Genomic DNA, 2,160 nt, shown 5'->3' on the forward strand with positions numbered 1-2,160 from the left:
TGTCGGATAGGCGACACCTGTTACCAAGTGCCGCCCTCCTAAGAACCGTACGTGCAACTTTCACTGCATACGGCTCAAGCCTCCACGAAGGCATTAAGATAATACCCAGCAACTTACAACGCAGTTTGGACGGGTTCCAACCAAGAGTTACGACTTCCTTTCTCCCGCCTTAGCTTTCTAAAATACTCAGAAAATTGGGGGTCATAAGGCGTTGCCGCACTTCTGATTTTCACATGTCGCACTATCGGCGTATGGGCGATTTGCACAAGGTTAAACTGACAGTCCATATCAGCGACTTTGTTCCAACCGTGAAATTGCCATTGGCCTTGGCGGTTTATGAAATATTTGAACGCTACCCACCGCTTTCCTTTAGTGGGATGACGTCTCACTGCCCAGTGCCATAGTGTCTGGAATAGTTTGTAACTCACATAGCCGAAAGTTTGCTTAGCTACAACATGGCGATAATAGTTCGCCCAGCCGCGCAACTTCGGATTCATCAGTCTGATGAGATCGTTAGTTGATGTCGTGCCGTGTGTTTTGATGAGTGTTCGCATGTTACCTAAGAATGACAGCGCATTGGATTTACTCGGTTTGATGAGTAATTTCCCTTTGTATTTCCTGAGATTAAAACCTAGAAAATCAAATCCATCATTGATATGAGTGACATGGGTTTTCTCTTCCGATAGCGTTAGTCCTCTTTCTGCTAAGAAGCGTGCAATCAGCGGTTTGATTTCGTTTACTAGCACTTCCTTTGAAGATCCAGTAACGACGAAATCGTCTGCATATCCGATAAAGTTAACGTTGCAGCCTTTACGGCGGGCCGTGGCTTTAAGGAGTTGTTCCAGTCCTGAGAGGGTGAGTAACATCAATGTCGGTGAGATGATCCCACCTTGGGGTGTTCCCTCATCGGTTCTGTAGAATAACCCTTTGTCCATAAAGCCACATTCCAGCCATTGTCTTAGCATTTTCTTGTCTAGCGCTATGTTGTCGATAAGCCATTGGTGGCCAATCTTGTCAAAACACGCTTTGATATCACCCTCAAGGACCCATTCGCTAGAATACCTTTGGCTCAGACATAGGAAGCACTGAGCGATTGCATCAGCAGTGCTTCGATGAGGCCGAAAGCCATAGCTATTTGGGTCTGCGACAGTCTCTGATATCGGCTCTAAAGCAAGTAAATGCAGCGCTTGTTGCGCCCTATCTATCATGCAGGGGATACCGAGTGGTCTGAGTTTGCCATTTTTCTTGGGGATGTAGATACGCTTGAGAGGTTTGGCTTGATACGCTTTCCGTTTCAGTTGCTTAACCGCTGCAATACGGCGAGCATCTGTGTTCCAGATGACGCCATCTATTCCAGGTGTCTTACAGCCTTTGTTTTGTGAAACACGCTTAACCGCAAGGAGTTTTGCGGAGCGTGAGTGAGTCAATACCCATTGCAGGGCTTTCACCTTGCCTTGTTTACCTTCTCTTGTTGCCTTTGCAATACGCATCTGAAGCTTTAATACAAGCGACTCAGCGGCCTTCCAGTCAATGGATTGCCACGGGTTGCTGTCGAGGGAGGCACTGATTTCATGAGAAACCATCATTTGCGTTTCGCCTTAAATAAAGTTCTTCAAACTCTTTCGCAATGGGAGACCAGTCGGAAGTGGGCTCACTTTCGTGCCAGACAGTCGCCTGTATCTGCATCATTACAATGCAGCCTTTGCTTTTTCCAACATCCTATACCTGCACCGCCATCGGCTATATTGGCTTTCCCAGAGGGAGCGATACAGGCTTACCGTGTTCCGTATGTCGCGCAATGTCAGGTTAGATGCCCGCTATGGTGCGGAGAGTTCAATGATCACGAAAGAGCATGGGGCAATCTCTTTCCGACTCTCTTGCCTTTTGGCTACAGCGTATTAACCACTTCCGCTGTTTCAACGTATAACGCGCCTTATGCGGATTCACTTATGTTCATCATACTGACTACCTAGCACTCACCCGATTTGTGGTTATCAGGAGGATCGTCTTCTCACGATTTAGATCCCGATTGGTGCATACCAACCTTCGTTACATTGTCAGAGCCGCTACTTTATTCAGGCTCCTAGGTTCATCTGGTGATACAGATGGTTCACTCATTAAGCGGTGAACAGCACTTCATACGACTTCACGTCGCACGCC

The 2,160-nt window shown here is 47.2% G+C and carries 1 protein-coding gene; it reads right to left on the reverse strand.

The window, feature by feature from the left end:
- Nucleotides 1-113: 113 nt before the first annotated feature.
- Entirely contained in the window at nt 114-1,586 is a 1,473-nt protein-coding gene (gene ltrA, locus CBX96_RS21370; protein ID WP_109287994.1) for a group II intron reverse transcriptase/maturase, read from the reverse strand.
- Nucleotides 1,587-2,160: the final 574 nt, after the last annotated feature.

The sequence above is a fragment of the Shewanella sp. BC20 genome, assembly GCF_003129585.1.
Lineage (GTDB): Bacteria > Pseudomonadota > Gammaproteobacteria > Enterobacterales > Shewanellaceae > Shewanella > Shewanella seohaensis.

Excerpts from the sequence above, each read along its gene's own strand:
- ltrA (WP_109287994.1), bottom strand. The coding sequence starts at position 1,586 with ATGATGGTTTCTCATGAAATCAGTGCCTCCCTCGACAGCAACCCGTGG.